The sequence below is a fragment of the Methylomonas sp. HYX-M1 genome (assembly GCF_040741385.1).
Lineage (GTDB): Bacteria > Pseudomonadota > Gammaproteobacteria > Methylococcales > Methylomonadaceae > Methylomonas > Methylomonas rhizoryzae.
The window spans coordinates 2,678,521-2,703,072 of record NZ_CP160405.1; the positions used below are offsets into that span (position 1 = coordinate 2,678,521).

A 24,552-nucleotide genomic window follows, 5' to 3' on the forward strand; every position below is an offset into this window, starting at 1 on the left:
ACTCAGCTATAGCCTATATTCGGTTTGCCCACCCGCTTGGGTGGGCTGTACCATTTAAGTCGCTACGATTTCGACTTCAAACGACTTAAATAATGCCGGACATCCTGTTAACCACGCTTAATGCCCGTTACATCCACAGTGCATTCGGGCTGCGCTACCTTTTTGCCAACATGGGTGCGCTGCAGCCTAAAACCGAGTTGATGGAATTCGGCATCAAGCAAGCAGCCATCGACATTGCCGAAACCCTCTTGTCCAAACGCCCCGCTATCGTCGGTTTCGGCGTTTACATCTGGAATGTGGCGGAAACTCAAGCCGTAATAGCGATACTCAAACAAGTAGCCCCGAATCTAGTTATCGTACTCGGCGGACCGGAAGTGAGTTATCCGCCCGACCTTCCCGATTGCGCGACTTGGGCGGACTACATCATTACCGGTCCCGGCGAAATCAGCTTTCCTAAACTCTGCGAACATATAGAGGCGAATTCGAGACCTAACGGCAAAATCCTCATTGGAGAGCCGCCCGTATTAGCTAAATTGCCTTCTCCATACCCCTACTACAGCGATCCGGATATTCTCCATCGCATCATTTATGTCGAAGCATCGCGCGGCTGCCCGTACAAATGCGAATTTTGCTTGTCATCCTTAGACCTGACCGCCAAAGCGTTTCCCTTGGAAGAATTTTTAGGGCAACTGGACTCGCTATACCAGCGCGGCGCCCGCCATTTCAAATTTATCGACCGCACGTTCAATCTAAAAATTGCCGCAAGTATCGCCATCTTGGAGTTTTTTTTAACTAAAAACCCAGCCGAATTATTCTTGCATTTCGAAGTAGTGCCGGACAATCTCCCGGAAGCGTTGAAACGTACGATTCAACAATTTCCCCCCGGTTGCCTGCAGTTCGAGGTAGGCGTGCAAACCTTGGATCCCAACGTGCAGCAGCGTATCAGCCGTAAACAAGACAACCAGCAAACGCTAGGCAATCTGCGCTGGTTGCGTCGTCACACGGGAGTTTATATTCACGCCGATTTAATCGTAGGTTTGCCCGGCGAGTCCTTAGCCGAATTCGGCCTCAGTTTCGATCAGCTCATCGATGCCGCCCCCCAAGAAATCCAGGTAGGGATACTCAAACGCTTGCGCGGTGCCCCGTTGAATCGGCATATCGAAGCATTTCAGATGCGGTTCGACCCGAATCCGCCGTATTCAATCTTGAGTACCCGGGAGATTTCCTTCCACGATATGCAACGACTCAAACGCTTTGCCAAGTATTGGGATTTGCTCGGCAACTCCGGAAGGTTCGTCTACACCCTACCCTTGATATTGGGCCATCATGCCTTTGAACGCTTCTTGGCATTCAGCGATGCGCTATACCAATCGAGCCAACAAACGCACGGCTTCAGCCTAAAACGTTTATTCGAATGGGTTTACCAGGTCATGGCCATGACTATGCAAATACCCGCTGCGGAGATTGCACAAGCACTTTTGCGGGATTTTGCAGCTAGCGGGGAAAAAGGCACGCTGAATTTCAACCTCGATCAGCCGAGTGAAAACCGAAAACCTGCTGCCGCCAACAAACGGCAACTCGCGCATAGTCCGGATAGAATTGAAAAAGCCTCCCAGTTAAAACGGGACACAGAGGAAGGCTTAACCGGATAGTCATCAAAAATGTTCAACGCTTAACCCGGCACCTTGCCGGATTCGGACAGCTCTATCTCCAGCTGCGCGAGCTCTTCCAAGCTGTTGATATTCCTAAACGATGCAGCACAATCGGCAAAATCGACCTTGCGCCAACGATGCGTGACTATCCAGTCTTGCAGTTTACGCGCCCCGCCGTGCAGATAAGCGTCCAAATCGGCGGCCAACGAAATGCGTACCGCCATCACCGTAGGATGCAGCCGATTTCCGTCGTACGCCACCGCAATCTCGGTTTCTGCCGTCACGCCGTGCAGCAAGCGCCGTAAATGCTCGGCGGTCAACAATGGCAGGTCGCATGGGATCACCAGTAACACTTCCCGTACACTGCGCTTCATCACCGCTAACACGCCCGCGAGAGGTCCGTCGAACCGATCATTTTCATCCGCAACGACCGGAAAACCGAATTGCTGATACTGCGCTTGATTGCGGTTGGCACTCAGGAAAATATCGTCGGTAATTTCCGTCACGCTTTTCAGCGAAAAACACACCAAGGGCTTTCCTAGCAACAACTGCAGTCCTTTGTCGTTGGTCTGCATCCTTTTAGATTGCCCGCCGGCCAATACCACCGCACTGATTTTCTTTTGCTCTTGCATGATGTAAGCTAAATGAGATGTGGAATATGCTCGCGATCATTGTCGGCTTACCAATACTCGCCAGTTGCACCGACACGGCTGGACTCGCACATGTATACAGCGAGCGAGTCGATTACTACGAACTGGAAACTTTAAAACCTTACGACGAAGTTTTGGCCGAATTGGAAGTAGCCATTGCCGAACATAACTTTCGCATCACCGGCCACAGCCGGGTCGGCAAAGTGATCAGAGAACGCGGTGCCGACAATTTCCCGGAATACGATACCGTGCAATTTTGCAACCTGAGCTTAGCCAAAACAATACTGGAAATTACCCCCAAGGCAATCGGCTATATGCCCTGCAATGTCGTGACCTACCAAATTGCAGGTAAAACCGTCATAAGAACGCATTTATTGCCGGAAGATACCGATAATCCCGCATTCAATCGTTTTGCGGCAACCATGAACCCGGAATTAAAACACATCGTCGATTTTGCCGCTCAACAGTAATATTGTTGTTTAACACCATTCCATTACTTCGCCCGATATGATTAACCGAAAACACCTGACCGTCATACTTGCCATCGTTCTAAGCGGCTGCGCCGGCTCGCCGGACACACCGCCGTCCGAAGACAGCGTAGCGGCACAAGAGGCTCCAAGACTAAACGATTACCCAACCCGAGACCGGGTCGATTACGTGTTGGAATGCGTCGCTAAACACGGCGGATTGAGTTACATCAATCAATATGCCTGCGGCTGCAAAATCGACAAAATCGCCGAGCAGTTGACGTTTGCCGAGTTTGAAGGCGCTAGAACGTTCTCGCAGATGCAAAAAACCCCGGGCGAGGCCGGCTCCGCATTCAGAGACCCTAAGCAATCCAAGGATTTGCGCACACGACTGAAAGAGGCCGAGGCCGCGGCGGAACAGGCCTGTTTCGTCAAATAACGCCCGTACACGCAACAATTGTCGACGCTCGTGCCCCGTGCAATGTCCTTTATCCCCAGCGAATTGCAGTATCCGAAAGTCAAATTGCTGATTGTCGGCCTGCTGACGTTGAACGCCGTGTTTTACGCGGTGTTCGACAGCTTAACCAGTACAGTGGATGCAGTAACCTGGCTGGTTTTGTTAGTACTGTACGAATTGGAGACTAACGGCATTACTTTTAGTCGGGCTAAATACCTGCGCGATGCGTTAATTGCCGTCATCGTCTGGGTATTTTTCAGTTACTGGCATGACAGCGAATGGCTGGACGTTAGCAATTCCTTATTATGGTTTGCGCTAATAGCCTTAATGGAATTAGAGGTACGCAAACCCCATTGGGTTGTACAACACTCAAACTTGTATTGGCTAGTAACCCTCGCCGTCTTTTCCGGCTTATTAGCCATGGGCGGCATTTGGTTGTGGCGGCAAGCCTGGTTGGACGCTTACGACGCAATCTTATGGATCATTGCGTTCGGCTTTATCGAAGTCGACATTTTGCATTTGCTAAAACGCGACAAGCGCCACCCTAACGCGCATGAAAGTATGACAACTCACCCCGGGCACTGAAAGCATTGCCGGTGGGAACTACGCTCCGCCGTGATCCGAAACGCTTTTCGCAGCGAGGGCGTCGCCCCTTGTATAACTTTCACAGTCATGTTGTTTCGAACGGTTCAGAACAAACATTTAAATTTAGCCGGCAGGCTACCGGTAACCAAGCTCGGCAATTAAGGTCGAAAAATCCTCATCGCAAGCGGCGAAAGCTTCGGGGTAGCGGTGCCAGCGGCCGAGCGCGGAACGATACAAAGGCTGGGATACTTGATGATAACTGGGACTGGCAATCACCCGTTTAGCGGTCTGACGGTGAAACTCGGTCACGTCCTGTTGCCAAATCAAGCCAAGAAAAGCAAACAAGGCCTGAAAGGTGACGGCAAACTCCGTAACCGCCGCTTCGTAGCGCAGTTCGCAACAAGCCATTCGCAAACGCGGTTTGACGAACAGCCACCAGCGCATCACTTCCAGATACAAACGTTGCGTGTCCCGCCAATCCAGCAGATGCACGCTGACCGCGCTGGCCTGCAAGGTCTGCATGAAACAGCTCAAACAGACGTCGCGCGGATCGCGCTGCACGAATATCAACTTGGCGTCGGGAAACACCGCGTCGAGCAAACCCAGTTCCAGCGTATTCAGCGTGGTTTTATCGACGAACAGCTTTTGCTTGGCGACAGCGCCATAACGTTGCTCGGCCTTGTGCCAATAGCAACGGCGCAATCGGCGGATGCCGTCGGCGCCTACCCGTTCCAGTTGATCGAACACCGTACCTTGCGGGCCGGCCATGCGGTTCAGTTCCAGGCGTAAAGCGGCCGCCAGTTCGGTTTCGTCGGCCACGAATACGCCGCTGTGCGCCGCCACTACTTCTTGCACCAAGGTCGTGCCGGAACGTAAAAAGCCGACGATAAACACTGGCGCCGGTTCGTCCGGCGCGATCTCCTCCACTGGGTTAGCCGGCGACGCCCCTCGTTGCAGACGGTCTCGATAATCGGCCAGCATCTGGGGAATTTGCCGTTTGTCGAAGGCTTGCCACTCGGGCAATTGCCGGCCGATGGCGGCGGCGGTCTGCAACTGGTCGAAAGCGGCGGCATATTCACCCTGCTTATCCAATACCAAGGCTAATTCCTTATGCGCCCGGTAGACAATTTCGCCGGGCAAGGCTTGCTCGTCTGCCAATAGCCGATGCAAACGCTGCCGCGCCGCCGACAAGTCGCCGTGTTTCGCTTCCAAACCGGCCAGCAGCAGAGGCAAAGCCGGTTGGTTTGGCGCCAAACTCAAGGCCAAACGCGCGGCGGATAAGGCGACTGGGATGCGATTGGTGCGTTCGTAGGCTCGCGCCAACAATTGCAAACTCAACGCATCGGGTTTTCGTAGTGCTGCCGCTTGCTGCAGCAGATGAATGGAGCCCTCGTAGTCGTGACAATCCTGCAGCTGAGCGGCTAAGGCGTTAATTTCGGCAAAATTTTTGGTTTTCTTCGCCCGTTTCAGCAAACATTGACCGGCTTGACGCAAACAGGCTAGCCCTTGTTGCTGCCTGTCCAGCCAAAACAGAGTTTGCCCAAGATAAGCCAAGGGTTTGGCCTCGCCCGCTTGCTGTTTAACGGCCAGTTCGAAACAGCGCACCCCGTGCTCGAGGTCGCCGGCGTTGACCGCGGCGATGCCGCGTTGAAAATAATCGTTTGTCATCGGTTGAAGCGACTAAGCCTTGGCAGGCATACTCTTAAGCGATGGTTGCGAACAAATTTTACGACGCTCAGGAGCCGCACTCATTGGCCATGTCGCAGGACACCCGCATCCACCAGGTATCGATTGTTCAGACTCAACGCTTTGCTTGCAGTCTGGATTCCGGCACCCGTAGAGCGCGTAAGCGAATCCCTGCCGGAACGACGATGAACCTACAGTGAACGCCGCGGCTTAGAACATGTAACTCCAGTTGGCGGACAGCGCACCGTCGCGCTCCAGCTGATAACCGTTAACGTCGTCCATGACCGGCTGCCGCCATTCCACGCTGAAAGTATTGCCGACGAAGTCGCCGCCGGGTACCGACGCGTTGAGGCCGAAACCGACGTCCCAATAACGACCGCCGTAGCTGCCGGAATAATCCATGGGTCCAATCGGCACGTGCGAACCCTTGGGATAACCGCCGCGTATGCTGCCTATGTCGGTATAAATGCCGCGCAGCGTGGCGTGCAGCCAATCCATCATCCGGTAGCCACCCCAGGCCGTGCCTTGCAACTGATCGCCCAAAGTGTAGCCGGAGTTGTTTTGACCGGTACGCACGGTGGCACTGAATTGCGCCCCCCACGACAAGCGTTCCCACTGGCCGGTATAGGTCAGGCTGGGTTTGAAATCCCAGGTGCCGCTGCCGATTTGCATGCCGTAATGGATGTAGCCGATATCGAAACCGTGCGCGCCGCGTAATTGGGTATCCGATTTACCGGTAGGCGCGGTAAAGCCGGCGGTGGCGTGCACGTGCTGGCCTTGATTTTCGAATAGCTTGAACAAAGCGTAAATGCCGGTGTCGCCGATTTCGCCGGTGATGTGTTCGTGTTTGGCGTGACTTACGGCTATCCCAAGATAGTTATCCAGCCCACCCGCACTCGGCGCCCCGGCCAAATCGCGCATATTCATGTGCATGTCCATAAATTGGGGCATCAGCATCAAGGTCAGCCAATCGGTTGGTGCGTACATCAAATCCAGCATGTGCATGTGCATGCTCATTTCGGCCGGCGCCACGTAACAGGGATTGTTACCGCAGCCCTGGGCCACCACCTCGGCATCGCCGACCGGGCGGGTTTCCCGCAACAAATCGCCGGCTTCGCGGCTGTACTGATAGCGATAGCCGACCATGAACTGGTCTTTAGCCAAGGTATGGCCGAACATCACCCCGGACGGCAGCGGCGCACCGTGCATCGCGTGTTGCGCATGACCGCCGGCGCCGAACAAGCCGCGGCCGGCGGCAGCCATGTTGACGTTCAACACGCCGTTGACCGTATAATAATCGAAATCCGCGTACGCACCTTCCCCGCCGCCGCCCAATTTCAGCGAACCTTGGTGACTGTAATAATCGAAACCGGCTTCCAGACTGATGCCTTTAACGAATTCTTTTTTAACGCTAACACCACCGCCCAAGGCGCCGAATCCCGACAAGCGGTGGTCGCTGGAAAAATACCCCGGCAATTTGCCGTTAGCCAACACCAGATAAGGCGTATAAAAATCGGCCTGCTCTTGCGAGTAATAGCGGATTCTGGGGGTGACACTCCAACCGCTGCCCAGCGACTGCACCCAATCGGCGTCGAAGGTATGGGCTTGAATCCCCCAATTGTCGTGAAAAAACCGGTATCCCACGTGCAAGGACGCGTCCAAGGGCTCCACGTATTGCACGAAGCGGGCATTCCAGTTGAATTGGTTACGTTCTTGCGGTCGTCGTTCGAAATACGAGGTAACCGCGTAAGCATAGAGTCCGGAATCGGCACCGAATAACGAATCAACAACCGATTGTTGACCAGCATCCTGGGTAAACGCCATCACCGCTTTATATGGATTACTCATGTAGCCGGTAGCGTGAGTGTAGTTGCCGCTCAACTCCACCCAAGCATTTTTAGTCAACACCTGTGTCAGATTTAAATTGAAGCCCCAATCCTGGCGCCGGCCGGTAATCAAGCGAGTTCCGTACTGTTGAACCGTCTTGATATCCATGTCGTAAGAATCAGCGCCTTCCGGAGCGACGGAAATATAGCCATTCGCATGATGATCGACCAAAGCGTTGGTCGTGCTGTTGGTGTAACTCACACCGTAACCCAAACTGGTCAGCTTGCGATTGAAGTCGAAGCGTCCGCCGAGATTAAAAAAGCGCGATTCGTAATCGGGCTCATAAGAAATCCCGCCACCGACATTGATAGACGCGTCGTCGAAATCGTAACCTAAGGAAAAATCCCCTTGGCGGCGGGTTTCCGGCGAAGCCTGAGCCATGGTATGCGTGAGTTGCCGATCGATATAGGATTTTCCGATAAAGGTATTCAGATCGAAGGCGTAACCTAGGGGGTCGAGCTGTTTATTGAACAATAATAATGTGTTGGTATTGGCTAAATAGGGAGATGCGCCACTGACTACCCCGTTTTCAAAATTGTGGTTAGAGTCCGGCCCGCCACCATTAACATTATTAAAACCGAAGATTGCCGGCGCTGTAGCTACCGGCGTTGCCCCGGCCCAAGTATCCTGGCTGAAATTGGCGTTAAATCGGATTCTATCGGTCAACGCCGATTTGATGCTGCCGGACAAACTATCCGCTTCTATCGGCCGAAAATGCTGCGGCACGAACACTTTACGCGGGGCTAGATTATTGGTTTCGGCTTCCACCGAATAAACCTGCCTATCGCCCTCCTGATAACGGCCGTATTGAACGGTAAATTCAGCGTCTTCGACCGCGTGCACCGGTGCCGGCAACAAGCCCGGCAACAGTAAGGCCGCGGCGGTTAACGCTTGTAGCGCGCCGGCTTCGTTGATTTTGTCCGCTTTTTTAATAACAGCCACAACCGCCTCCGGTCGCGCTGCTGCCGCTAGTGTAAGCAGCTTCCCGCGCGCTGTAGCCGTGGTTACGGAAAGCGGCTTGGGCCGGCGAAGGTTCGAACGCCATTTGTTCTTTGGCTAAATTGCCGCGCTCCCAAGGCTGTATATCCGCGCAACCTGCGCCCAACGTACATAAAACGATGATCAATAGTCTAAAAATCATGTGTAATCTCGGTGTATCACTGTCCTGTCCGTGCGAACCGTATGATCTGGGGGTTCGCCTCCCACTGTTAGGCCGGTCCGCACAGAGATTTCGGCGGCAAAACTTCCCAGTATCATCGTTACTCGCCCAGGCCGTTCGCTCCCCTTGGGGGGCCTCAGTCATGTCAAAGTACCAGCGACTGGGCGCTTGGTGGTTTGATTTCCCCGTTTGCCCTAAACCTGTCGAAGGATGGGGGAGAACATTCATATGAATCGATATAACGAAGCGATTGCTGCGCAAATCCTTACCGGTTTTTTTCCGTCGCAACTCCTCCGGTTTCCGCGATTGGCTCGCTCAGCAGCTTCTCTAGCTCTAGTTGCAAAGCTTGGGTTTCTTCGGCTTTAAACCCTAGTTCCACCCGGTGGATTGTGCCGGCCCGGTCGATCAGATACGAAGACGGCATGGCTTTCACGTCAAACGCTTGCGCGCAATCACGCGCGGCAGTGTCGTAGGCGATTTGAAATGCATGCGGGTTTTCCGCCAGAAACCGCTCGGCGTCCTCGCGCTGCTCGTCCAAATTGACCGCGATGACCTGCAACCCTTGGCTCCGGTATTGCTGCTGCAAGCGGCTCATGAACGGAAACGACTTGCCGCACGGCGGGCACCATGAAGCCCAGAAATCGACGTATAGCACTTGACCGCGGTAACTATTTAGTTTCTTGCTCACGGATACGTCATCCATGCCCAACGTACAATCCGGAGCCGATTGCTTACCTGCATAGGCGAACCCTACAGATAGGAAATAAGTTAAAAAAAATAAATATTTCACGTGACAATTTGCGCCTTCAGGTTCGTTACGGCCATTCGAAAATATCCCATTTTAAAGTTGCTAATTAATTTTAATAATAACGAGAGAATACATAGTACTTATGTACTCTCCCAGTAATCGAAAAATAGCCGCGCCTTAAAATATTTACGGCTGAGTCAGCGTGGCGTTAGTCGTAGTGGTTTCAGTATTGCTGGCATTGTAGCAATGGTATTGAATCCTATACGAACCCGTTGCCGCTGCGGTTTGAGTGGCTATTAAGTAATAATTACCGGAGCCGGCGGATAAAGTGGCAAATGCACTATAAACAGCATCGGTTTGAACGGTATCGGTTATGTGTTGGGCATTACCGTCTTTGAAAACAGTCAAGCCCATCATGCCGGTGTTGATCGCTAAATCAGCTACTTGAGCCTTAACGTAGGTTGTACCGGTCGGACAAGTTAATTTCAATACCTGTGTGGTTTTATTAACGATAATACCCGAGTAAATATGTGCCTGAGCCGTATTCACGAAAACCAAGGAACATAGAATGGCAGCTGATTGAATTAACCTGTTGACAATTTTTTCTCTCATATTGTTTACCCAAATTTAATTTAAAACATCGATTAACGATTTTGTAATTTCATTGCCGCAAACTGTCTGACTGTTTCGTCTTCGTCTCGCAGCATTTGCCGTATCAACGCAGTACTTTCGTCGATATGTTGCAGCGCCATCAAACGAACCGACACCTCCGGATCGTGCAGCGCCTGTTGCAATTGGGCAGACGCTTGTTGCTCGCCTTCCCAACGTATTAAGGCGGCCAAAGCTTGGCTTTTGACTTCGACGTTATCCTCCGCAATCGCCGCCTCGAATATTTGTCTGACGTCCCGATCCTCCGAATCGGCATTGGAAGCCAGATAGGAAAACGCTTGAGTGCGTTGGTCCGGCGTGCCGGATACAGCCATCTGTTTTCTAAATTCTAATTTTTGCTCGTCGCTAGGTTCGTCGCCTTCTTTGGAGTACGCCGACGCACTCGGGCCCGACGCCGGATGATGAGGTTCACCAGAAGTGCAGCTCGTATCGACCCCGGTTATGGCGCTGCCCAATAGCCATACCTCCAGTGCGCTCGTTGAATTCCGTCCCTGAGTTTCGCGAACCGCCATGTCGACCTTGCCGTCCAGCAAGCAATGCAATAGTTGTTGAATGGAATCAGCCACGCAGGTCGCTGAGATGATGGCAACCGGCAAAACGGAATAATGAATCCGCAAGTCTGTTTGCGACTCGATGCTTTCCAAAGCCGACTTGAGATCGGCGTTGCTTGCCCGAAAAAAGTATTGACCGTCTTGTTGGCGAAACTCGACGCTGCCGTTCGGAACGTCGACAGCGCCGACCGCCATAGACCACAGCGATAGGACGACTAGGGAAAATCCACGCACGGTACAACCGCTTCTATAACGGGGGAACATCAGGCTGATTAAGCCGCCAAGGTTCTCTTACGAGACAAGGTACCCAAGCCGGCTAAAGCGGTACCGAACAACCAGACAGCCGCTGGAAGCGGTACTTGAGAAACTTCGGACACATTGCCGTCGATGGTGAATTTATAATCATGCGGATACGTGTTGTAAGGCGCATAATCTTCGTAACCCAACCAACCGGCAGACATTAGCTCTCCCGGCAAAAATGCGATCGGATCGTTCAGCGTACCGTTTACGGTAATCAAATAGTCTCCGGACAAACCGCTAAAAACCGCGCCAGGATCGGAGCTTCCCGTCGGAAACAGGGACGCCGAGCCTAGCCAGCCGTCTTTCAGGGCTACACCGAAAACGTTATAACCTATGTCCAAATTTTTAAAGGTTTGCGTGCTCTCATCAAAATACGCATGGGTGTCCGCGCCAACGCTGTAATTGACGAAAGCCCAATCCGAATCATCCGGTTGCCCGGCAACGTATGAACCATCAACCTTTTGCCAAATGGTCAGGGTAGCGTCGAAACCGTCGGACAACGTATCCATAACAATGGTTACGTCGCCGCCGTCAGCATGAAACCAGTAATATTCGACAGCATTCGGAGCTTGGTGGGTACCTTCATAAGTCAAAGTCGCCGCTTGCGCTCCGGATGCCGACGCGCCCAGCACGGCGGCCGCTAATAGTAATTTTTTCATTGAAATCTCCATAACGTTGAAAAAACACGGCGGACAATTCCAGCGCCGCCGCGCGTTAAAATTCGGGTCTATTTGCCCGTCCCTGGTCCGCACTGGAAATTGCATTAACCATGCCTGTTATCTGAAAATCAGATTAACGGATTAAATGAGCCGCCGACCGTTTGAAGAAAGTTGTTTATTAACGCCTACTTATACGTAACTTTTACGTCGAACATTTCTTAGATCAGCCTTAACCAGCCGTTTTTAACGCAAGATTCATCGTTCGATCCCTGCGTCCAGAAAGCAGTCAACCGGTGAAATCACTTATTGAAATAGGCGAAATAACATAGTTTGCAGTTAAGCCGATTTCACACACCAAGCGATCAACCATTAGGCGCGGCTTCCGACTTGTGGCGCCGATTTTGCTTTTAACGGACGTCGGCGCAGCGGAATATCTTTCCAGCTTCTCCGAACCTGAATCCGCATCAATTCAATTAGGGCGTACGCCGGGCTGCGCTTGCAATAGCTAGCGGTGTGGCCTCCGTACGGCGTTTGACGCGGCAATAGGTCAATGATCAGATCCGATGCGGCGGGGGCGTATCGGCTGGTCGGGTTAATCCAAACATTTAGCGAGAATTTTCGATGATCGAACCAACCAAACTGGCGAAAGCCATAGCTTACGCCGTTGCCGGCTTAGCGCTCAGCACCTCCGGCGCTTCGGCTAACGTGACTACCATGTACAATTTGTCCAGCAGCTACGGCGCAGACAACAGCGGCAACAACAGCGACCCGTTTAACTACGGCGGCGGCACCGACGGCTGGACCAACGCCGGTACCGGCGCAGCGGTCGGCGACGGTACCGGTGCGTCAAAATGGGCCGGTACTTCCGGCGCCAACAACGTCGCCTTCGGTTATACCGGCGCGCATTTGAACTGGGCGGTCGAAATCAGCGGCGGCAACGGCGGTAGCGGCGAGATTTCCGCTGCCGATTCTTACGCCCGTTACGGCGTGTACGCCGACATCGACGTGGCCAAAGGCGCCTGGAGCGATGCGGCCGAGAGCGGCGCGTCCGGCTGGCGCCACGATCTGGACATGGGCTTGTTCAAATCCGATACCACCGGCTTGGTCACACTGAGCGCGGTCGGCATTCAGCAAGCAGGAACCGCTTTCGGTTTCACCATTTTCGACGGGGTGGATTCGGTGACCAACTACAACCATCACGGCGGCTGGAATAGCGGCAACAACGCCGGCGGCATTACCGCCAGTTCGTCACCCTACCCTAATGCGATCTTTGCGGGAACAGGGTTGGATGTTGCCGACATCGTGGCTTACAGCGTCGGCGGTGCTAACCCCAGCAACCTGAATACCATCACATTCAACGCCCTGGCCGGCCATACCTACACCATCTTCATCGGCGGCTACCGCAACGGTGAGTGGGGCGACACCAACGACGGCTACGCCCTGACCGTATCGCAAGTGCCGGTACCGGGCGCAGTATGGTTGTTCGGCTCCGCGCTGGCCGGCTTGATCGGCTTAAGACGCCGCCAGGCTTAAGCAACCCTCACGATCTGAACGCGGTTCGCCTTGCAGCGATTTTCTGCAAGTGCGAGTCGCATCGGCTCGATGTGTGCCGGAACGCTAATGCCATAGCAGCCTATCATGATCGTCGGTTGACAAAAGGCTTAAATGCCGCGCCTAGACGAAAACCGGGCAATCTGCATTCGGTCTGCCCGTCCATTAATATGTTTGACCGTAAACTTATCCTAAAGCATGAGCGACTATTTGCGCCTCGGCCACACCGCCATCCAAAACAAGAATCTGCCCGAAGCGGTGAATTGGTTTAGCCAAGCCGCCAAACAAAATCCTAAAGATCCGCAAACCCTGGCTTGCCTCGGCCAAGCCTTATGCTGGCAAGGCGAAAAAGAACAAGGCTTGGGTTATTTACGCCAATCCGGGCAGCTGCTGGGCAAAAAAGCGCGCAAATCGCGCGAGGTGGGTTTGCTGTTGGACTTGGCCGACCAACTGCAACATTGGAACGATTACGCCGGTGCCGCCGAACTGTGCAAGCAAGCCGTGCAAATCAACCCGCAGCAAGTACGCGGTTTTCAGCTGCTGGCCTTGTCGCATTCGCGGTTAAATCAGCGCAAACCGGCGGTAGCGGCCGCTAAACAAGCACTGCGCCTGGTGCCGGACAATCCGATGTTGGCCATCTTGTTGGCCACCGTGGAAATCGAAGACAAGCAATACGACAGCGCCAACGCACGCTTACAAAAAGTGTTGCAGAATCCGTTGCTGAAACCGGAGGAAAAATTTCGCGCGCATAAGGAAGCCGCACGCGTGTTGGACAAGCGTGGCCTTTATCAACACGTTTTCCCGCATCTTTACGCTGCCGGCGAAATCGCCCCCGTTTTGCCGGAAGTCAAGCGGGTAGACCGGCATTTCGTGCCCCGTTTGCTGGCGGAATACCGTGCCGGTTTAGATAGCAAACTGTTAAGCCGCTGGTCGGAAGCCGATTTTGCCGACTCGTTGCCCGCACCGGTATTTGTTGTGGGCTTTATGCGCAGTGGCACCACGCTGACTCAAGAAGTATTGGATGCCCACCCGGACGTGGTGGTCGCCGACGAAACCGACTTGCTGCAGTCGGTAGTAAAAGAATTAAACCGCCTGTATCCGGATAGTCCGGGCGTAGTCGAACGCTTGAAACGGCTGGATCTCGATGCCGCCAAGCGCCTGCGCAAGAGCTACTGGCAACGCGCACGGGCGATGTTCGGCACCGAGGCGGACCGTAAACTACTGGTAGACAAGACCACGATGAACAGCATCGACGTCGGCCTGATCAATTGCCTGTTTCCGGAGGCCAAATTGATTTATTTGTTGCGCGATCCGCGCGACGTCTGTTTGAGCTGTTTCATGCAGACCATGATCCCTACGCCGTCAACGGTGCACTTATTGAACTGGCAGGATATAGCCCGTTTTTATGCGCAAGTCACCGGCAATTGGTTGTATCTGAAGCCGCAGCTCACCATGAACTTCCGGGAATTGCGCTACGAAGACGTGGTAACGGATTTTGAAGCCACCTTCCGCGGCATGTTTGAGTTCATCGGTCTGGAATGGAACGCCAAAGTCAGCGAGTTTTACAAACCGGTTGCCGGCAAGGCCGTGGCCAGCCCCAGTTTCAGTCAAGTCGCCCAACCTTTATATTCCTCTTCGCTAGGCCGCTGGCGGCAATTTAGCCGCGAATACGAGTCCATCCTGCCGGAGCTGCAGCCGTTTTTAAGCGCCCTGGCCTACCCGGATTAATTTTCCGCAGACGGCGGGCCGATTAACCCGCCGCCAGTTCCGAATCCATATTGGCAAGAAAACCGTTTTTCCGCGCCAGATAATTGTCGACGAAAGCCTGCAGCGGTTCCGCCTCGTATTCGCGCAAACCGCTGACCGCCAGCTTTTTGAAGCCGGTACCGACCACTTCGCCTTGGGCAACGATTTGAAAGTGCAAATAAGCGGTTGCCCGTTTGCCGTTGACTTCCATTTCCGGCTCCAGGGTTTCCAGACTCGGGTTTTGCATGTCGATCCGGCGCATGTTCAGGGTCATGCTTTCGTAGATCACCAAGGGCCGGTCGATGTTGAACATGACCTTTTCCTTGGCCAGCAACGGCACCAACACATAGGGAAAATTTTGTCCGGAAAAAGCCACGTAATCGCGGATCAAGGCTTCCAACATCGCCTGATCCCGGTTGATTTTGCCGGAACGGTGAATTTGTAAATAGGTCTTGCCTTGCTTGTCGGTAACGTCGAATTGTTCGGCGTTGGTATCGGGAAAATCCAGCAATACTCCGTCGCCGACCATGCCGGAAAAAACGAAATGCATGTTTTCACTGAGGCCGTATTTTTCCAACACCAGTGAAAACAGCAAATCGCCCGGCACGCAGAAGCGCTTGGCGTCGACATCGTGCAAGGGGTTGAAGTCGTGCGCGACTTCCTTGGCAAAATTACTGGCCTGTTGCGCCGAGATGCGGATGCTAGTGTCTTGCTTGTCGTAATAGGCTTTTAAAAACATATTGTTGTTATTGTTTTAATACCGGGGGATTGTAGAATCGCAAGCCATCGACCAGGCGTCGATGCCGCCTTTCAGATTGTATAAACGATCGAAACCGTTTTGTTGCAAAAACTGGCAAGCCTGCTGGCTGCGCATGCCGTGATGACAGATCACCACGATGTCCTTGGCGGGATCCAATTCCTGCAAGCGCTCCGGCAGGGATCTCAGCGGTATCAACATGCTACCGTCGATACGGGCAAAGGCGAATTCGTTCGGTTCGCGCACGTCGAGCAAGATCAGCTCGTCGCCTTGTTGTAAGCGTTGTTGGACTTGTTGGGCACTGTATTGGGTTATCGGCATAGGAATCGTTCCAGTCGGTTAATCGCAACGGACATTCTATCGATAGATGCCGTGTATGCAAACCGGATATAGCGCTCAGCGGCATAGCGACCGAAATCCTTCCCGGGCGTTACCGCCACACCTTCCTGTTCCAATAACTCGCGGGCGAAGCGGAAACTGTCGTCGGTAAAACGGCTGCAGTCGGCGTAAATGTAGAAAGCACCTTGCGGTTTAACCGCCATGCCGAAACCCAGTTGCGTCAGTTTTGCATGTAAAAAGTCGCGCCGCGCCTCAAATTCGCTACGCCTACGTTCCAATTGCGCCAAATTGTCCGGCCCAAACGAGGCTAAAGCCGCATATTGCGAATGGCTAGGCGCGGAGATAAAGATGTTCTGCGCCAAGCGGTCGGCCGCTTGGATAAATCTTTCCGGCACCACCAGCCAGCCCACCCGCCAGCCGGTCATGCCGAAATATTTGGAAAAACTGTTGATCACGAACGCTTCATCGCTGAACTGCAAGGCAGTGACCGCGTTCTCGCCGTATACCAAGCCATGATAAATCTCGTCCGAATAAAACGCCCCGCCCAATGCCAGCGTGGTATCCAGCACGGATTGCAACGCTTGCCCGCTCATGACGGTACCCGTCGGGTTGGACGGCGAAGCCACCAACACCCCTAGCGTTTGCGGCCGCCAATGTTCGCGTATCGCCGCTTCATATAAATGGTATCCGCTAGCGGCGTCGACCGGAACATGACAAGCGGTCGCGCCCAATAAACGTAAGAAATTGGCGTTGCAAGGGTAGCACGGGTCGGCCATGATCAGTTCCTGGCCGGGATTCAAACTAATTCCCAAGGCCAACAACAACGCACCGGACGCCCCCGGCGTAACGAAGACCCGCGCCGGATCCAACTCGACGCCGTAGCGTGAGCGGTAAAACTCGGCGATTGCCGCCCGCAATGCCGGCAGTCCGGCCGCCGGAGTATATTTGACTTGACCGTCGGCCAACATTCGGCAACCTGCTTCCAGCACCGCCGGCGGGGTCGGAAAATCCGGTTCGCCGATTTCCATATGCACGACATCTCGTCCTTCGGCCTCCAATTGCTTGGCGCGCTGCAACAACTCCATTACGTAAAATGAAGAGATTCCTTGCATTCTATCGGCAAGCGGTAAATTCATGGCCTTGGTCCAAGTAAATCAGCCGCGGAATGATAACAAACTTCTTGCTTGCGCCCCTGCATTCTGATAAAAAGCCCCGATTTTTTTAAAGACATTTCAGGAGTCAATGGATGAATAGTTCCCCGTCGGATTTCAGCATCAAGCCATACGAAGAAAAGGAAGGCGAAGAATACATGAACGAAGCGCAATTGCAGCACTTCGCCAACATCCTGAACAAATGGAAAGCCGAATTGATGGAAGAAGTCGACCGCACGGTGCACCACATGCAAGACGATGCCGCCAACTTTCCGGACCCTAACGACAGGGCCACCCAAGAATCCGAATTCAGCTTGGAATTGCGCACCCGCGACCGCGAGCGCAAACTGATCAAGAAAATCGAAGAATCGCTGAAAAACATCGAATCCGGCGACTACGGCTACTGCGAAACCTGCGGAGTCGAAATCGGCATCCGCCGCCTGGAAGCCCGTCCGACCGCCACTTTGTGCATCGATTGCAAAACCTTGGATGAAATTCGCGAAAAGCAAATGGGTTAAACCTGCCGCACCCCACTAATCCCTACATCGGCCGGTTCGCCCCTTCTCCTACCGGCCCACTCCATCTAGGCTCGCTGTACACCGCTCTCGCCGGCTTTCTGGACGCTCGCCATCACGGCGGCCAGTGGTTGCTGCGCATCGACGACCTCGATACGCCCCGTAACATCTCCGGCGCCGCCGACGACATACTGCGTTGTTTGCAGCGTTTCGGCTTGCAGTGGGACGGCGAGGTCTACTACCAGAGCCGGCACGTGGACGCTTACCAGCGGGAATTAACCGGCTTGGCCCGGCACGACTTACTCTACGCTTGCCGCTGCAGCCGCAAGGATCTGGCCGAACACGCCGTCTATCCCGGTTATTGCCGAGACTTGGGGCTACCGCTGGAACCCGGCACAACCTGGCGCCTGAAAACACGAGACCGACTCATCGCCTTCGAAGACGCCATACAAGGTCATTTCGAGCAAAACGTCGGCTTGGAGCACGGCGACTTTGTGGTTCGCCGCAAGGACGACATCGTCGCCTACCAATGCGCGGTGGTCGTCGACGACTACCTGCAAGGGATAAGCCACGTGGTGCGCGGTGCCGATTTGTTGGAATCCACCATCAAACAACGTTATCTGCAAACTCTACTCGGCTATCCGCAACCGCATTACCGCCACTTACCGGTCATCGTCGACGCCCAAGGGCAAAAGCTCAGCAAACAAACCTTGGCGACGCCGGTAGACGAGCGCAATCCCCGGCAAACGCTATTTTTGCTGCTGCAATTATTGCGGCAAGATCCACCGTCCGGCTTAAACGAAGCCACGCTCGCCGATCAATTGGAATGGGCAATCGTTCATTGGCAACCAAACCGGTTGTCCGGCCTACGCGCTGTGCAGCCTGAAACGCAGGAATCGCCTAACCTCGGCGGCATCCAACCACAAACCACGCGCTAAGGAAAAGACCAACTGCCGGTATCGCAAGGCCTACATTCTCGAAACCTGCTTGCGCCGGCGGCTTTTCAAACTAGAATTAGCACCTCGTCGGATCCGCAATTGATCACCCAACACACTATTCACTCGCTGCCTAGCGTAGCTCTACTATGACAACGGAAAAGTCCGGCCTCCCGACCGATAAAACACCATTCATCGATACGTTTCTCGACTTACTACTGACAAAAGGCATCATCGATGCCGACAAACTGAAATATGCACGACGGGTACAAAGCAAACTCGAATCCCCCAAAGTGATTTTGGCGGTGCTATGCGAACTGGGTTACACCAGCCATAGCCAGTTAATCCATGTTTTTCAAAATCACCGGATCAAGGTCAAATTAGGCACTTTTTTGATCGAATTCGGCTTTATTGACCGCGCAGACCTACAACTGGCACTGGCAGCGCAACAACAGGAAGCGAATCGAAAACGCCTGGGCGAAATTCTGGTCGAAAGAAACCTGATTTCCGAAACCAAAATGCTGGAAATATTGGCTGTCCTGCAAGGCATACCCTCGATCGATCTCAGTGTATCCAGAGTAGACCCGGCACTGCTGTCCAAACCGATGCTCAAATCGGCCATCAAACACTGCTTTGTGCCGATCGAAAAATCCAAGGAGGGCGTCATGGTGGCCTTCGCCGATCCGATGGACAGGGAGGCTATCCGAACGGCCGAAATTCTGTTTGCCACCGACGTGATCCCTGCTGTAGCCAAACAATCGCAAATTCGCCGGTTTTTGCTGCAATACGAACGCAACCTCAATCAGGAAAAGCACGCGTTGTCGGAGCAATCGGCCATCACCATCGTCAACCAAATCTTCGACGATGCACTAAGGCAAGGCGCCAGCGACATTCACATCGAACCGCTGGAACTCAAGTTACGCATCCGATTCCGGGTCGACGGGTTAATGATGCACCATCGCGACTTTCCGTCCGAATTGGCTCAACCCCTGATGAGTCGGCTGAAAATTTTGGCAGGCGCCGATATTGCCGAAAAACGGCGACATCAGGACGGTCGGATACTCTACGAACAAACGGCCACCAATCAAACGGTGGACATGCGGGCGTCGTTTTTTAGCACGATCAACGGCGAAAAAGCGGTATTGCGCTTACTTAACCGTAAAACCGAATTACTGGACATTCGCGAAATCGGCATGGCCCCCTTGATGCTGGAACGGTTTATCCAAGATTCTCTGGACGTACCCACCGGCGTCATCATCATTACCGGCCCGACCGGCTCAGGCAAAACTACCACACTGTACAGCGCCTTGGACTACCTGAATACCTCGGAAGTCAGCATAGTAACCGCGGAAGATCCAGTGGAATATGTAGTCGACGGCGTGGCGCAATGTTCGATCAATCCGAAAATCAATTTAACTTACGAAGAAACCTTGCGACATATCGTCAGACAAGACCCCGACATCATCGTGTTGGGCGAGATCCGCGATCGATTTTCGGCCGACACCGCGATTCAAGCGGCACTAACCGGTCACAAGGTGTTGACCACTTTTCACACAGAGGACAGCATAGGCGGCTTGCTTCGGCTGCTCAACATGGAAATCGAAGCGTTCTTGATCTCCTCCACCATTGTCTCTATCGTCTGCCAACGTTTGGTGCGCCGGGTTTGTCGCCACTGCGGCGAAACCGTCGCCCCCGATCAGACCTTGTTGCACCGCCTAGGCCTCAGCTTAAGCGACATGAGCGGGGCTAAATTCATGCAAGGGAAGGGTTGCGAACACTGCCGCTACACCGGCTATTCCGGCCGGGTTTGCGTATTCGAACTGTTGACGCTGAACGAAATGGTCAAAGACGCGATTCTGCGCCGGCAAACGTCCTACGAAATCCGCCGGATTAGTCTGGAAACCGCCGGGCTAGTCACCTTGATCGAAGACGGACTCGTCAAAGCCGCCGCCGGGGTAACCACATTGCAAGAAGTGCTGCAAAATCTGCCCCGCTTCGGTAAACCGCGCCCATTACACGAATTACGCCGTTTACTCGGCACCCGCTAATCACCAAAACCCAATGAACGAAAAATCGCTAACCGAACTGATCGACGCTTCCATTGCTTCCGGCGCTTCCGCATTGCCGGTGTTTCCGCGCGCCATCGCCGAACTGCGCGCGGCGTTAAAAAACGAAAACAAGACCTTGGACGAAATCGCCAAACAAATTGCAATGGATACCAGTTTGGCCGGCCAAGTATTGCGCGTCGCCAATTCGTCGTTTTACGGCGGCTTAAATAAAATCAGCACCGTCAAGGAAGCCATTGTCAGGCTAGGACTATCCCGAGTCGTGCAAATCGCCACGCTGATGATACAAAAAGGCCAGTTCTCCTCCAAAGATCCAGGCTTCTCCGCCGCAATGACCAAATTATGGCAGCACAGCGCCGCAGTAGCCTTAGGTAGCGCCTGGCTGGCTAGACATTTGGGATTTGCTGCGATCGAGGAAGAAGCCTTTTTCGCCGGTTTATTCCATGACATTGGCGAACTTTTATTGTTGAAATGTCTGGACGAAATCCGCGCTCAGAATCCAAACCTGCATTTACCGAACGATCTGATTCTGGAAATCATCCGTAGCCAACACGAAACCAAAGGAGCCTGGTTGCTCAACGCCTGGAACCTGCCCGACGCTTACGCTCAGGTAGCAGGCAGCCATCATCAACCCATCACTGAAACTACCGGAACCATCGAATTAATTGTCAGAACCGCCGACACTGTGGCGTACAAATTGGGTATTTCAATCCGCCCGCAAACTGAACTGATGGTTTCCGCCAGCGAAGAGGCCTCGCGGCTAGGTCTGAGCGATATCAAATTGGCCGAGTTGGAAATAGCCTTGGAAGATTCTGTAGCCTTGTCAAGCTAATGGGGAGCGCCCATGTTACGACTTGAAAAGGCGACAGCCGAACCGTTGAATATCGCATTTTCCGCTTAACGGCCGAGACTGACTTACCCCGAAATAAAGGTTGGCCGGTTAAGACACTGCGAAACTTTGTTATATGCAACGACGCCTGAATCGATGGCGCTACGGTCGAGCCAAGGCCATTTATCTAACGATCATGAAACCGCTGCATCGCCCCGGCACATGAAAGGTAACCGGATAGTGAGAGCGGCCCCGCCGATCGCGACCATGGCGTCGCTTCCGCCGCCGCATTCACAAAACGGCCCTCATCCGGTCCTAATCTGCGCCTCATCGATTTTTAATTCCCACAGCTTACGATTGCAACATGGTTAACAACTGCTCTCTATACCGATGCTGCCCGAGTTACGCACCAACCCCAAGCGCCGCTACCTATTCCCGCTACTATCCGCTGTTCTGCTGTTAAGCGGCTGCCAAAGCCTACAACCCGTTTCGATCGAACAGGCACCCGCGCCAACCGCGCCGGCAACCGACGCGGTCGCTATCCATCGGTTTCCGCTACCGGCCGATCAGAACCTAATCGGCGGCTTAGCCAGCCTGCAAAGCCGCCACCACGACACCCTCTCCGACATCGCTCGGCACTACGGCCTGGGCTATACCGAAATCAGCCTGGCCAATCCGCAACTCGACGCCTGGAATCTGCAAGACGGCGACACGGTGTTGCTGCCCATGAGCTTCATTGTGCCGGAAGCGCCGCGTAAAGGCATCGTGCTGAACCTGGCCAATATGCGGCTGTTTTACTACCCGTTAAAACACCACAACCGGGTGGAAACCTATCCGGTGGGCATCGGCCGGGACGGCTGGAATACCCCGGTAGGCTTGACCGAAATCATCTCCAAGCGTAAAGACCCGGTTTGGAGCGTACCGGAATCCATTCAGCGCGAACACGAGGCGTTGGGGGATCCCTTGCCCAAAGTGGTCAAAGCCGGTCCGGACAATCCCTTGGGCGCCTACGCCCTGCCCTTGGGGATTAACGGCTATTTGATCCATGGCACCAACAAACCTTACGGCATAGGCATGCAAGTCAGCCACGGCTGCGTACAACTGTATCCGGAAGACATCGCGGCCTTATTTGAGCAAGTCAAGATCGGCACGCCGGTGCGCATCGTCCATCAACCGTATTTAATCGCCTGGAAAGACGGCGCGTTGTATTTGGAAGCCCATCCGCCGCTGGAGAAGTGGGCCAAATCGACCGCAAATCTGCAACAGGACGTCAAGGAAAAACTCCGCGGGCAAGCCCTGGTTTATCAAACGCCAGTGGATTGGAATAAAGTCGAACAAGTATTGCAGCGCAGCGACGGGGTACCGACCCCGGTTACGGTCGGCAGTCCGGACGCCGCGGCATTGCTGACCGACGCCACTCACCTTAATCACCCGGAACGTTTTTTCGCCCAACCGGAAATCAACGACATCGGCGACAACGACTGGGCTCTGAAAGCCTCCGGTTTCGAAACCGAAACCGAAGCACAAAAGTTCGCCGCGATGTTAAACCATCAAGGCCCGCCGATTCCGGCCCGCAAAGTGTTTATAGACGGCAGCTACCAAGTGGTGGCCGGTCCTTTCAAATCCAAACAAGCGGCCAAGCGCGCCAGCAAGCGCATTAAAGAAAACTTCGACATTCAAGCCAGCACTGTGGCTCCCAAACCGACGTTGAACAACTGAAGGTCCGAAACCTGCTGCATCGCCCCGGCGAGTGAAAGATAATCAGTTGGAAACAACACCCCTGGTCGCGACAAAACCATTACGCCTGCAAGAAATTTGATAGTCATGTTCAGGAAGCTATGATTGACTCTGAGTCCTGAAAGTCGCCATATTTTCAATGTCAATCGTCCGAGCTATTGTTCCGCGAGTTTTAGATTTAAAACCTACGAGCAGTCGGGTCTAGAAAAATCGCGCTCGCCCAGAGTTTATCGAAGGGTGAGTGCCTGCTAGACCGTCGGTACTTCGACTATGCTCAGTACGAACAGCCTAAAACACACGCCAGCTGCGCTTTGTCGGTTAAAAGGGTTTATCGGGAAATTTCGCAGCCCTGCCGCCGAAGTTTGCAAATTTCGGATACGCTTACTACCACAATCCAACCCGGAGGCCGACATGCGCGCCATGCTATTAACCCGGCTATGCCGATTGGCAGATACCCCGGAACCATTAGCAGCGATGGATTGGCCGCAACCATCCCCCGGACCCGGCGAGGTTTTGCTGAAAATTTCGGTTTGCGGAATTTGCCATACCGAATTGGACGAAATCGAAGGCCGCACCCCGCCGCCGCGCTTGCCGGTCATTCCCGGCCACCAAGTGGTCGGCCGGGTGGCGGAACTGGGCGCAAACGCGCGCGCAGTCCGGGAAGGCGACCGAGTCGGCGTAGCCTGGATATTTTCCGCCTGCGGCCGCTGCCGGTATTGCTTGGCCGGTAACGAGAACCTGTGCGCCGAGTTCGTCGCCACCGGCCGAGACGCCAACGGCGGTTATGCCGAGTATATGACGGTCCCCGCCGAATTCTGTCATCCCATCCCGGCCGGTATCTCCGATTTACACGCCGCCCCGCTGCTATGCGCCGGCGCCATAGGCTACCGCTCTTTGCGCTTAAGCGGCATCGCGAACGGCCAACGTTTAGGCTTGACCGGCTTCGGCGCATCCGGGCATCAGGTACTGTCAATGGCCAGACATTTGTATCCGGACAGCGAAATCTACGTATTCGCCCGTAGCGCCGAAGAGCGCCGCTTCGCCCTCGAGCTAGGGGCGGTCTGGGCCGGCGATACGCGCGAACCGGCGCCGCACAGATTAGACAGCATCATCGATACCACCCCGGTCTGGACGCCGGTGGTGGAAGCACTGGCTAATTTGGCCGCCGGCGGCCGCTTGGTGATCAACGCGATCCGCAAGGAAGGCAACGCCGGCGCTTGGTTGCAGCTGGATTACGCCAAACATTTATGGCAGGAGAAGGAAATCAAGAGCGTCGCCAACATCACCCGCCGCGACGTGCAGGAATTTTTGCAGTTAGCTGCCGACATCCCGCTACGGCCGACGTTGCAGACCTACCCCTTGCAAGACGCCAATCCGGCGCTACAGGCGCTGAAAAAAGGCGACCTACGCGGCGCCAAAGTACTGCAAATCGCTTGAAGTATTGGTCGACGAGGTC

The 24,552-nt window shown here is 54.0% G+C and carries 24 protein-coding genes; 13 read left to right on the forward strand and 11 right to left on the reverse strand.

Annotated features, from left to right (window positions below):
• Positions 1-92 precede the first annotated feature (92 nt).
• Positions 93-1,652, forward strand: a complete 1,560-nt coding sequence (locus AB0A83_RS12075; RefSeq protein ID WP_367154270.1) for a DUF4080 domain-containing protein — start codon at positions 93-95, stop codon at positions 1,650-1,652.
• 20 nt (positions 1,653-1,672) lie between these two features.
• On the opposite strand, the gene mobA is transcribed toward AB0A83_RS12075, so the two are convergent.
• A complete protein-coding gene (gene mobA / locus AB0A83_RS12080; RefSeq protein WP_367154272.1) occupies positions 1,673-2,284 on the reverse strand; it encodes a molybdenum cofactor guanylyltransferase MobA in 612 nt (203 codons plus the stop codon).
• A 26-nt stretch (positions 2,285-2,310) separates the two neighbouring features.
• On the opposite strand from mobA, the gene AB0A83_RS12085 reads away from it, so the two are divergent.
• The 3 genes from AB0A83_RS12085 to AB0A83_RS12095 are packed head-to-tail and all read left to right on the forward strand — an operon-like array spanning position 2,311 to position 3,811.
• Entirely contained in the window at positions 2,311-2,772 is a 462-nt protein-coding gene (locus AB0A83_RS12085; RefSeq protein ID WP_232056640.1) for a DUF302 domain-containing protein, read from the forward strand.
• A 37-nt stretch (positions 2,773-2,809) separates the two neighbouring features.
• On the forward strand, positions 2,810-3,208 hold the full coding sequence (locus AB0A83_RS12090; RefSeq protein ID WP_150048742.1) for a hypothetical protein: 399 nt from the start codon (positions 2,810-2,812) through the stop codon (positions 3,206-3,208).
• Between the two features lie 42 nt (positions 3,209-3,250).
• Positions 3,251-3,811 (forward strand): hypothetical protein, encoded by a 561-nt coding sequence (locus tag AB0A83_RS12095; RefSeq protein ID WP_367154273.1) that lies wholly within the window; start codon positions 3,251-3,253, stop codon positions 3,809-3,811.
• 135 nt (positions 3,812-3,946) lie between these two features.
• Here the strand turns inward: AB0A83_RS12095 and AB0A83_RS12100 are convergent, their stop codons facing one another.
• The gene (locus AB0A83_RS12100; protein ID WP_367154274.1) at positions 3,947-5,479 is read right to left on the reverse strand and encodes a sulfotransferase; all 1,533 of its coding nucleotides are present in this window, start codon (positions 5,477-5,479) and stop codon (positions 3,947-3,949) included.
• 41 nt (positions 5,480-5,520) lie between these two features.
• On the opposite strand from AB0A83_RS12100, the gene AB0A83_RS12105 reads away from it, so the two are divergent.
• Positions 5,521-5,697 carry a hypothetical protein gene (locus AB0A83_RS12105; RefSeq protein ID WP_190303121.1) on the forward strand — a complete coding sequence of 59 codons (177 nt, stop codon included), beginning with the start codon at positions 5,521-5,523 and terminating at the stop codon, positions 5,695-5,697.
• A gap of 10 nt (positions 5,698-5,707) precedes the next feature.
• Here the strand turns inward: AB0A83_RS12105 and AB0A83_RS12110 are convergent, their stop codons facing one another.
• The 6 genes from AB0A83_RS12110 to AB0A83_RS12135 all read right to left on the reverse strand — a co-directional run bounded on the left by AB0A83_RS12110 (position 5,708) and on the right by AB0A83_RS12135 (position 11,470).
• Positions 5,708-8,326 (reverse strand): DUF3570 domain-containing protein, encoded by a 2,619-nt coding sequence (locus AB0A83_RS12110; RefSeq protein WP_150048748.1) that lies wholly within the window; start codon positions 8,324-8,326, stop codon positions 5,708-5,710.
• Entirely contained in the window at positions 8,313-8,525 is a 213-nt protein-coding gene (locus AB0A83_RS12115) for a DUF4266 domain-containing protein (protein WP_150048750.1), read from the reverse strand. Before AB0A83_RS12115 ends, AB0A83_RS12110 begins: the two co-directional genes overlap by 14 nt.
• Positions 8,526-8,808: 283 nt before the next feature.
• The gene (locus tag AB0A83_RS12120) at positions 8,809-9,333 is read right to left on the reverse strand and encodes a TlpA disulfide reductase family protein (RefSeq protein WP_269473482.1); all 525 of its coding nucleotides are present in this window, start codon (positions 9,331-9,333) and stop codon (positions 8,809-8,811) included.
• Between the two features lie 144 nt (positions 9,334-9,477).
• Positions 9,478-9,903, reverse strand: a complete 426-nt coding sequence (locus tag AB0A83_RS12125) for a hypothetical protein (protein ID WP_150048754.1) — start codon at positions 9,901-9,903, stop codon at positions 9,478-9,480.
• A gap of 32 nt (positions 9,904-9,935) precedes the next feature.
• Entirely contained in the window at positions 9,936-10,775 is an 840-nt protein-coding gene (locus AB0A83_RS12130) for a hypothetical protein (RefSeq protein ID WP_150048756.1), read from the reverse strand.
• Positions 10,776-10,783: 8 nt separating this feature from the next.
• On the reverse strand, positions 10,784-11,470 hold the full coding sequence (locus AB0A83_RS12135) for a VPLPA-CTERM sorting domain-containing protein (RefSeq protein ID WP_367154275.1): 687 nt from the start codon (positions 11,468-11,470) through the stop codon (positions 10,784-10,786).
• A 621-nt stretch (positions 11,471-12,091) separates the two neighbouring features.
• Between AB0A83_RS12135 and AB0A83_RS12140 the strand changes: the two genes are divergently transcribed.
• Entirely contained in the window at positions 12,092-13,003 is a 912-nt protein-coding gene (locus AB0A83_RS12140; RefSeq protein WP_367154276.1) for a PEP-CTERM sorting domain-containing protein, read from the forward strand.
• 216 nt (positions 13,004-13,219) lie between these two features.
• Positions 13,220-14,749, forward strand: coding sequence for a sulfotransferase (locus AB0A83_RS12145; RefSeq protein ID WP_367154277.1), 1,530 nt, complete (start codon positions 13,220-13,222; stop codon positions 14,747-14,749).
• A 22-nt stretch (positions 14,750-14,771) separates the two neighbouring features.
• On the opposite strand, the gene AB0A83_RS12150 is transcribed toward AB0A83_RS12145, so the two are convergent.
• The 3 genes from AB0A83_RS12150 to AB0A83_RS12160 are packed head-to-tail and all read right to left on the reverse strand — an operon-like array spanning position 14,772 to position 16,999.
• Entirely contained in the window at positions 14,772-15,506 is a 735-nt protein-coding gene (locus AB0A83_RS12150; protein ID WP_150048760.1) for a DUF3581 domain-containing protein, read from the reverse strand.
• 15 nt (positions 15,507-15,521) lie between these two features.
• Positions 15,522-15,845 (reverse strand): rhodanese-like domain-containing protein, encoded by a 324-nt coding sequence (locus AB0A83_RS12155; protein WP_150048762.1) that lies wholly within the window; start codon positions 15,843-15,845, stop codon positions 15,522-15,524.
• Complete coding sequence (locus AB0A83_RS12160) at positions 15,836-16,999, reverse strand: pyridoxal phosphate-dependent aminotransferase (RefSeq protein WP_150048764.1); 1,164 nt, start codon at positions 16,997-16,999, stop codon at positions 15,836-15,838. Before AB0A83_RS12160 ends, AB0A83_RS12155 begins: the two co-directional genes overlap by 10 nt.
• 110 nt (positions 17,000-17,109) lie before the next feature.
• On the opposite strand from AB0A83_RS12160, the gene dksA reads away from it, so the two are divergent.
• From dksA to AB0A83_RS12190, 6 genes are all read left to right on the forward strand, one after another.
• Positions 17,110-17,532, forward strand: coding sequence for an RNA polymerase-binding protein DksA (gene dksA, locus AB0A83_RS12165; RefSeq protein ID WP_150048766.1), 423 nt, complete (start codon positions 17,110-17,112; stop codon positions 17,530-17,532).
• Between the two features lie 26 nt (positions 17,533-17,558).
• Positions 17,559-18,467, forward strand: a complete 909-nt coding sequence (gene gluQRS, locus AB0A83_RS12170; protein WP_367156163.1) for a tRNA glutamyl-Q(34) synthetase GluQRS — start codon at positions 17,559-17,561, stop codon at positions 18,465-18,467.
• Between the two features lie 146 nt (positions 18,468-18,613).
• Complete coding sequence (locus AB0A83_RS12175) at positions 18,614-20,512, forward strand: GspE/PulE family protein (protein ID WP_367154278.1); 1,899 nt, start codon at positions 18,614-18,616, stop codon at positions 20,510-20,512.
• Between the two features lie 13 nt (positions 20,513-20,525).
• The gene (locus tag AB0A83_RS12180) at positions 20,526-21,362 is read left to right on the forward strand and encodes an HDOD domain-containing protein (RefSeq protein ID WP_150048772.1); all 837 of its coding nucleotides are present in this window, start codon (positions 20,526-20,528) and stop codon (positions 21,360-21,362) included.
• 387 nt (positions 21,363-21,749) lie between these two features.
• Positions 21,750-23,078: a L,D-transpeptidase family protein gene (locus AB0A83_RS12185; protein ID WP_367154280.1), complete on the forward strand. Its 1,329-nt coding sequence runs from the start codon at positions 21,750-21,752 to the stop codon at positions 23,076-23,078.
• A gap of 429 nt (positions 23,079-23,507) precedes the next feature.
• Complete coding sequence (locus tag AB0A83_RS12190; RefSeq protein WP_367154282.1) at positions 23,508-24,533, forward strand: zinc-dependent alcohol dehydrogenase family protein; 1,026 nt, start codon at positions 23,508-23,510, stop codon at positions 24,531-24,533.
• The last annotated feature ends 19 nt before the right edge of the window (positions 24,534-24,552 follow it).

What these genes read in the sequence shown, in the direction of transcription:
- AB0A83_RS12160 (WP_150048764.1), bottom strand. Translation starts at nt 16,999, where the DNA reads ATGAATTTACCGCTTGCCGATAGAATGCAAGGAATCTCTTCATTTTAC.
- AB0A83_RS12175 (WP_367154278.1), top strand. Translation starts at nt 18,614, where the DNA reads ATGACAACGGAAAAGTCCGGCCTCCCGACCGATAAAACACCATTCATC.
- AB0A83_RS12145 (WP_367154277.1), top strand. Translation starts at nt 13,220, where the DNA reads ATGAGCGACTATTTGCGCCTCGGCCACACCGCCATCCAAAACAAGAAT.
- mobA (WP_367154272.1), bottom strand. Translation starts at nt 2,284, where the DNA reads ATGCAAGAGCAAAAGAAAATCAGTGCGGTGGTATTGGCCGGCGGGCAA.
- AB0A83_RS12150 (WP_150048760.1), bottom strand. Translation starts at nt 15,506, where the DNA reads ATGTTTTTAAAAGCCTATTACGACAAGCAAGACACTAGCATCCGCATC.
- AB0A83_RS12095 (WP_367154273.1), top strand. Translation starts at nt 3,251, where the DNA reads ATGTCCTTTATCCCCAGCGAATTGCAGTATCCGAAAGTCAAATTGCTG.
- AB0A83_RS12130 (WP_150048756.1), bottom strand. Translation starts at nt 10,775, where the DNA reads ATGTTCCCCCGTTATAGAAGCGGTTGTACCGTGCGTGGATTTTCCCTA.
- AB0A83_RS12135 (WP_367154275.1), bottom strand. Translation starts at nt 11,470, where the DNA reads ATGAAAAAATTACTATTAGCGGCCGCCGTGCTGGGCGCGTCGGCATCC.
- AB0A83_RS12115 (WP_150048750.1), bottom strand. Translation starts at nt 8,525, where the DNA reads ATGATTTTTAGACTATTGATCATCGTTTTATGTACGTTGGGCGCAGGT.
- AB0A83_RS12090 (WP_150048742.1), top strand. Translation starts at nt 2,810, where the DNA reads ATGATTAACCGAAAACACCTGACCGTCATACTTGCCATCGTTCTAAGC.
- AB0A83_RS12105 (WP_190303121.1), top strand. Translation starts at nt 5,521, where the DNA reads ATGGTTGCGAACAAATTTTACGACGCTCAGGAGCCGCACTCATTGGCC.
- AB0A83_RS12100 (WP_367154274.1), bottom strand. Translation starts at nt 5,479, where the DNA reads ATGACAAACGATTATTTTCAACGCGGCATCGCCGCGGTCAACGCCGGC.
- dksA (WP_150048766.1), top strand. Translation starts at nt 17,110, where the DNA reads ATGAATAGTTCCCCGTCGGATTTCAGCATCAAGCCATACGAAGAAAAG.
- AB0A83_RS12140 (WP_367154276.1), top strand. Translation starts at nt 12,092, where the DNA reads ATGATCGAACCAACCAAACTGGCGAAAGCCATAGCTTACGCCGTTGCC.
- AB0A83_RS12085 (WP_232056640.1), top strand. Translation starts at nt 2,311, where the DNA reads ATGCTCGCGATCATTGTCGGCTTACCAATACTCGCCAGTTGCACCGAC.
- AB0A83_RS12185 (WP_367154280.1), top strand. Translation starts at nt 21,750, where the DNA reads ATGCTGCCCGAGTTACGCACCAACCCCAAGCGCCGCTACCTATTCCCG.
- AB0A83_RS12155 (WP_150048762.1), bottom strand. Translation starts at nt 15,845, where the DNA reads ATGCCGATAACCCAATACAGTGCCCAACAAGTCCAACAACGCTTACAA.
- AB0A83_RS12075 (WP_367154270.1), top strand. Translation starts at nt 93, where the DNA reads ATGCCGGACATCCTGTTAACCACGCTTAATGCCCGTTACATCCACAGT.
- AB0A83_RS12180 (WP_150048772.1), top strand. Translation starts at nt 20,526, where the DNA reads ATGAACGAAAAATCGCTAACCGAACTGATCGACGCTTCCATTGCTTCC.
- AB0A83_RS12190 (WP_367154282.1), top strand. Translation starts at nt 23,508, where the DNA reads ATGCGCGCCATGCTATTAACCCGGCTATGCCGATTGGCAGATACCCCG.
- AB0A83_RS12125 (WP_150048754.1), bottom strand. Translation starts at nt 9,903, where the DNA reads ATGAGAGAAAAAATTGTCAACAGGTTAATTCAATCAGCTGCCATTCTA.